6 protein-coding genes are annotated in these 5,387 nt (G+C 67.8%); all 6 read right to left on the minus strand.

The window, feature by feature from the left end; translation table 11 throughout:
- Positions 1-37: 37 nt before the first annotated feature.
- A complete protein-coding gene (locus HOP12_15620; GenBank protein NOT35573.1) occupies positions 38-646 on the minus strand; it encodes a hypothetical protein in 609 nt (202 codons plus the stop codon).
- Between the two features lie 10 nt (positions 647-656).
- Positions 657-2,273, minus strand: a complete 1,617-nt coding sequence (locus tag HOP12_15625; protein NOT35574.1) for a T9SS type A sorting domain-containing protein — start codon at positions 2,271-2,273, stop codon at positions 657-659.
- Positions 2,274-2,334: 61 nt separating this feature from the next.
- On the minus strand, positions 2,335-3,477 hold the full coding sequence (locus HOP12_15630) for a DUF3570 domain-containing protein (protein ID NOT35575.1): 1,143 nt from the start codon (positions 3,475-3,477) through the stop codon (positions 2,335-2,337).
- Positions 3,468-3,710, minus strand: coding sequence for a DUF4266 domain-containing protein (locus HOP12_15635; GenBank protein ID NOT35576.1), 243 nt, complete (start codon positions 3,708-3,710; stop codon positions 3,468-3,470). Before HOP12_15635 ends, HOP12_15630 begins: the two co-directional genes overlap by 10 nt.
- Positions 3,707-4,306 (minus strand): TlpA family protein disulfide reductase, encoded by a 600-nt coding sequence (locus HOP12_15640; GenBank protein ID NOT35577.1) that lies wholly within the window; start codon positions 4,304-4,306, stop codon positions 3,707-3,709. Before HOP12_15640 ends, HOP12_15635 begins: the two co-directional genes overlap by 4 nt.
- 34 nt (positions 4,307-4,340) lie before the next feature.
- Positions 4,341-5,387, minus strand: a 1,047-nt coding sequence (locus HOP12_15645; GenBank protein ID NOT35578.1) for a hypothetical protein, incomplete at its 5' end; no start/stop codon positions are given.

Raw genomic sequence — 5,387 nt, forward strand, 5'->3', positions numbered from 1 at the left:
ATGCTCGACCGAGATCCGTCCCGGTGCGCGTGCATGGCTAGGGCCCGACGGCCAGCTCCATGCCGACCGGAAGCAACTCGTTGGGCACGGAGGGAAACGGCGTGACGATCAGGGTGTCGGTGCCGTCCTGGCGTTCGACTTCGTCACCCTGTCCCAGGTAGACGACCAGGAACAGGCCGGCGGTGGTGCCGCTGGTGTCGAGTGCTGCGGCGGCGACGCCGTCGAAGGTGAAGTCGATGCGCTGGATGAGATGGTCCCAGCCGGTGATCGCGCGCGTCGCGCGTCCCAGTGTGACCGAGTTCGCGAGCACGCGATCGACGTCATCCGCCATGCGAACGCGATCGCCTTCGGGATGCAGCTCGACCTGGGTGCCGTTGAGTGTCGCGCTGCCACGCAGCTCCGCGACCGCGAAGCCGGTGATGATGCGTCGATAGGTGATCGCGGTGCCGACCGTGATCGAGGTGCTCGATCCCGATGGCAGGGACTGGAACGGCTGCACGCTCGCGCTCTCGATGTCGAGGCGCGTCCAGCGATCCTCGACCTCGGGCTCGCCCAGGCAGCCGCCGGCCATCAGGCCGGCGATCGCCAGCAGGGCCAGCGGAGCACCGGTGCGTCGCGTGATCAGAGTGGCATGCCGCCGTTCCATGACGTCCCCCTTACCGCACCAGCACCAGTCGCTGCGTGAACTTCTCGCCGCCGACCTGGAGCTGATAGAGGTAGACCCCGGCGCGGACCGGACGGCCGCCCTCGTCGGTGCCGTCCCACGCGATCTGATTGAGCCCCGCCACGAAGCCGCGATCGAAGCCACGCACGCGACGGCCCTGCGCATCGAAGATCCGCAACGACACGTGTTCACGACCGTTGGCAGGAAGCAGGAAGGCGATGCGGGTCACCGGTGCGGCCGGGTTCGGCGCGCTGCCGAGCAGCGAGGCGCGCATCGGCAGCAGCGACGCGGCGCCGTCGAGCTGCAGCGGCGTCTGTGCGTTCGCCGTGGCGCCTCCGCTGTATCCCGAAGCCGCGCTCATGCGCAGCACGAACTGGCCGTTGCCGCCCGCCGCCTGCAGGTCCTCCGGCGTCAGCGCGAGCGTGTGCACGCCGGCCTCCATGGCGCCGGCATTGCGACGCACCAGCATGCGGCCAGTCGCGGCGTCGGCGATCTCGAACGAGACGTTGGCATGATCGGTCAGCGCGAAGTGCGCAACCGGAGCGCCCTCGCCGTCGACGCGCAGGTCGTTCAGCTCGACGCCCAGGCTCCACATGCGAAGTCCGGCACCCGACGCCCATTCGTCGATCGAGATCGCGGTCGGCTCGCCGACACGCTCGACACGGCCGTCGCGGTGATCGCGCACGGTCGAGAACGGAACGTGGAATGCGCGCGGACGCGACAGGCCGTCCCGCAATTCGGCGACCGCGCTCAGCTCGGCGTTGAACTTGCGCACCACGCCCTGGTTCGGCGCCGAGGCGTAGAGGTTGCCCCACTGATCGGTCTCGAGCGAGGTGACGACGTCGGCGCCGACCGGCGCCTCGCCGACCCAGCGCAGGCTCGAACCCTCGTGGCGCAGATGCACGAGCCGACGATTGTGCGCGTCGGCCACGTAGACGTCGCCGGTGTTTCCGCTGTTCGCACGACCGACCGTGATCGCCATCGGTCCGGCAAAGCGATCCTGACCGCTGCCGAGGTCGCCGAGTGTGGCGACCAGGCGCGGGGCGCCGGCTTCGAGCGCGTAGGCGACGAGGCGATTGCGACCGGTGTCGGTCACGTACAGCACGTCGTCGCCGGCACGGAACGGCGTGCCGCCGTCCGACACCGCGACGTCGAACGGACGGCTGAGCCCGCGGATCTCGTAGAGCGGCGACAGCGTCATCGCGTCGAGCTCGGTCGAAGCCTGGAGCACCACGATGCGATCGTTGCCGGTGTCGGCCACGTAGACGCGGTCGTTCTCGTCGACCGCGAGGCCGCGCGGCTCGCGCAGGGCTCCCGTCGCACCGCCGCGCCCGTCGAAGGCGCTCAATCCGTGACCGCGCTCACCGACGATCAGCCGGTTCCAGCGCGGGTCCGAGACCACCTGGAACTGGCGGGACTCGAGGTAGGGGAAGCGGTCGTAGATGTCGGTGTGTCCGATCGTCACCGTTGCGTAGGGATTTGCGAACAGGTCGCGCCCCACCTGAGCGCGCGCCACTTCGCGCGTCAGCGCGTCGAGCCCCAGTTCGGGAGCGATCGCCGACTTCGTGAACGTCCCCGCGCACAGGGGCTGAGCCGTGGCTAGCGTCAAGCTGAGAACCATCAAGGTGTGTCGTCGCACGTTCAGCTCCTCTCGTATGTTGCCTTTGCTGCTAGAAGCGGTAGTTGATCTGCGTCGTGAGGAAATTGGCCGAGTAGTTGTTGCTGTTGAAATACCGCTCATAGCGGCACTGCACTCCACTGCGTCCCAGGACCGCGGTTCCCGCGGCGAGCTGGCTCAGGTCCAGATCGAGCGCCACGCCGAACAGATGCGAGGCGAGCGGCGCCATGCGGTAGTCGCCGGATCGGAAACCGTCGATGCCGTCCACTGCCGCGTATTCGTCGCGGTAGAAGTCGGCGGCGGTCTGGGTGTAGTAGCGGTACTCGTAGCTCGTGAACAGACCGTGGGTGATGTACTGACTCAGTGCCGTGCCGACCTCGTGCGAGCCGATGCCCCAGTCGTCGTTGTAGAGCCGATAGTGGAACTTGAGGCTCGACTGATTCGGCAGGTACTGATGCAGCTTCACGAACGCATCGCGGCGCTGGCGCGTTTCCGGGTGCCGTTCCGGCACGTTGGTGCCGCCGGCGTAGACGTTGCGATAGGGGTTGTGCTGCAACCCGTTCACCAGGTTGTACTCGACGCCGAAGCGCAGCAGCGTGGTCGCGGTCACGACGCGGGTCGCGATCGCGTTCCAGTGCAGCGTGTTCTTGTGGTTGGCGGCCGACTGGGTGTCGTCGTCGGCGACCGGGTCGATCGCGTCCCAGCCGTAGCTGCCACCGAACGACAGATTGAGCAGGTCGCCCATCACGTCGCGGTTCCAGCTTCCGCTGACCTGCTGGCCGAGGTAGTCGGTCTCGCTCGAGACGTAGTAACCCAGCTCGGTGGCGCCGCGGTTCAAGCGACCTTCGAACTCGTTGCGCATCTTGACGAAGTCGAGGAATGCATTGCCCGAGATCGGACGACTCGCGGTGGTGATCGCGTCGGTCGCCTCCTGGGTGCCGGGTGCGGCCTCGATGCCGGGAATCACCACGCGCTCGTTGTTCCAATGCAGGTCGAGTGCACTGCCGCCGGCGAGCGCGAGCTTGTACTCGCCGATGGCGGAACGCACCGTCACCTTGTCGGAATCCGAGAACAGCTGCATGAGGAACCCCGTGGTCTGCTCATCGATCATGGACGCCGCCGATCCCGGTGACGCCACCGTGAGTCCGAGCGATGCGATCAGCATCGCGGTCGTGTGCCGTGGGCTCAGTTGCACGCGCAGCCCCCGCCCGCGCCACCGTTGCCCCCTGTCGAGCCTTCCCGGGCATCCAGTGACTTGGTCCTTCGCGACGCGTGTTTGGCGTCTCCGTCGAACGTCATGATTCGATCTGCGAGTCGCTCGCGCTCGTACTGCTGGACCGCGGCACAGCCGGTTCCGAGCATCACCAGCGCGAACAGCGCGGCGACCACGCCGAAACGGCGCAGGCCCCGCAACGTCAGGTGGTTCATCGCGTCCCTCCCTGGGGCGTCGCCGACAGGTACGGGCGCGAGACGGCCAGGCGTCGCGCCTCGGCCACCAGTGCCTGCACCGCGCCGGCATCGGAACCACGCGTGGCGAACTGGACCGCGCCATCGCGGTCGAGCACCACGGTGAATGGAATCGCTTCGAGGCCGATGCGAGGCGCGAGCCCCTTCGGTCCGTCGTGATAGAGCGGCATCTTCAAGTGGTGCGCCGTTGCGAAGCGGCGCGCGTTCTCGAGGTCCGTGTCGATCGAGACCGCGATGACGCGGCCGCCGCTCGCGGCCAGCTCGGTATTCAGTGCGTCGAGCGCCGGAAGCTCGCGCGCGCACGGCCGACACCAGCTCGCCCAGAAGTTCACCACCACCACCTCGCCCTGCAGACTCGCGAGCGTGACGGTGCGACCGTCGAGGCCGCGCAGTGGATGCCGCCGCAATGCCTCGGTCGAGCCGCGCCACGCGACCGTGTGCGCCGCGACCGGCGCTCCGGCGGGTGCCGGAGCGGGAGCGAACCCGAGCAGGATCGCCGCGAGGGCCGCCAGTGCGGCCCCCCGTCGACTGATCCTCCTGGTTGCGATCGCGTTCACGTGGTTCTCCATGGTCGGTTCGAGTGAGCTTCGACTACTTGTACTGGGCGCCCAGCAGCACCCACAGATTGAACTTGCGACGCTCGGCCGCCGTCAGCGCGTTCGGGCCGCTGGGGTGTTGACCGATGCCGCTCTGCGAGCCGAGTCCCATCACGTAGTCGATCAGCGTCGACTGGCGCGGGAAGCCGGGGCGCGTCACCGCCGGCCGCGTGCTGCCCATCATCATTTCGCCGGACAGGCTCACGTAGCCCTTCGGGAAGATGCGATTCATGCGCACGGTGTCCGGCGCGGAGGTCAGGTTGAGCTGACCGGCGGCCGTCGAGTCCACGCCGGGAATCGTCGGGGTGTGACACGACGCACACTTGGCGGCGACGATCGGACCGATGGTGGTTTCGTAGTTGATGATCTGACGCTGTGCCGGAGCGATGTTCAGGTCATGCGCCGGCATCAGCGCCGCGATCGGATTCGGATTGGTCGGCGTCGGGCCGCCGGCGTGACGGTCTTCGTGACAGCCGACGCACTTGTCGAACACCTCGCCGTTGCGCACCGCGATGTGGGTGCGCTTGACCACGAAGCCGCGACCGTTCACGTCCATGGTGGCGAAGCTGATCGGCGTGTTCGCGGGCACCCGGATGTGGAACGAGCCGTCCGACTGCACCGGTGCGAAGCCGAGCAGCTCGCGCTTTTCGTACTCGTTCGCCGAGAAGTCGTTCATCTCGCCGGGGCGCGTCGGACGCGCGACGATGACCGCGATCGAGTCGATCGGATCGGTGCCGCGGATCGGGCGTTCCTGGCCGTCACTCAGGCCGCGATTGAAGACGTCCTGCGCGATGAACTCGCCGTAGTCGACCGACGGGTTGAGCGTCGAGGCGATCACTGGCGGCTTGGCGCGCGCCGCGATGACCTGCGCGTCGTACTCGTCGGTGGCCGGATCGTTGTAGAGGAAGGTCAGGTTCTGCACCGAGAACGAGGCCGGGTCGCCCGGCGTGCCGGTGCCCGACTGATTGAGCGCGAAGGTGTAGAGGCCGTAGTCGACGTCGTCCTCGGTCGCCGCCAGCAGCGTGTACGAAGCGACGTACTT

It is taken from the genome of Candidatus Eisenbacteria bacterium, assembly GCA_013140805.1.
In the GTDB taxonomy this organism is placed as follows: domain Bacteria; phylum Eisenbacteria; class RBG-16-71-46; order RBG-16-71-46; family RBG-16-71-46; genus JABFRW01.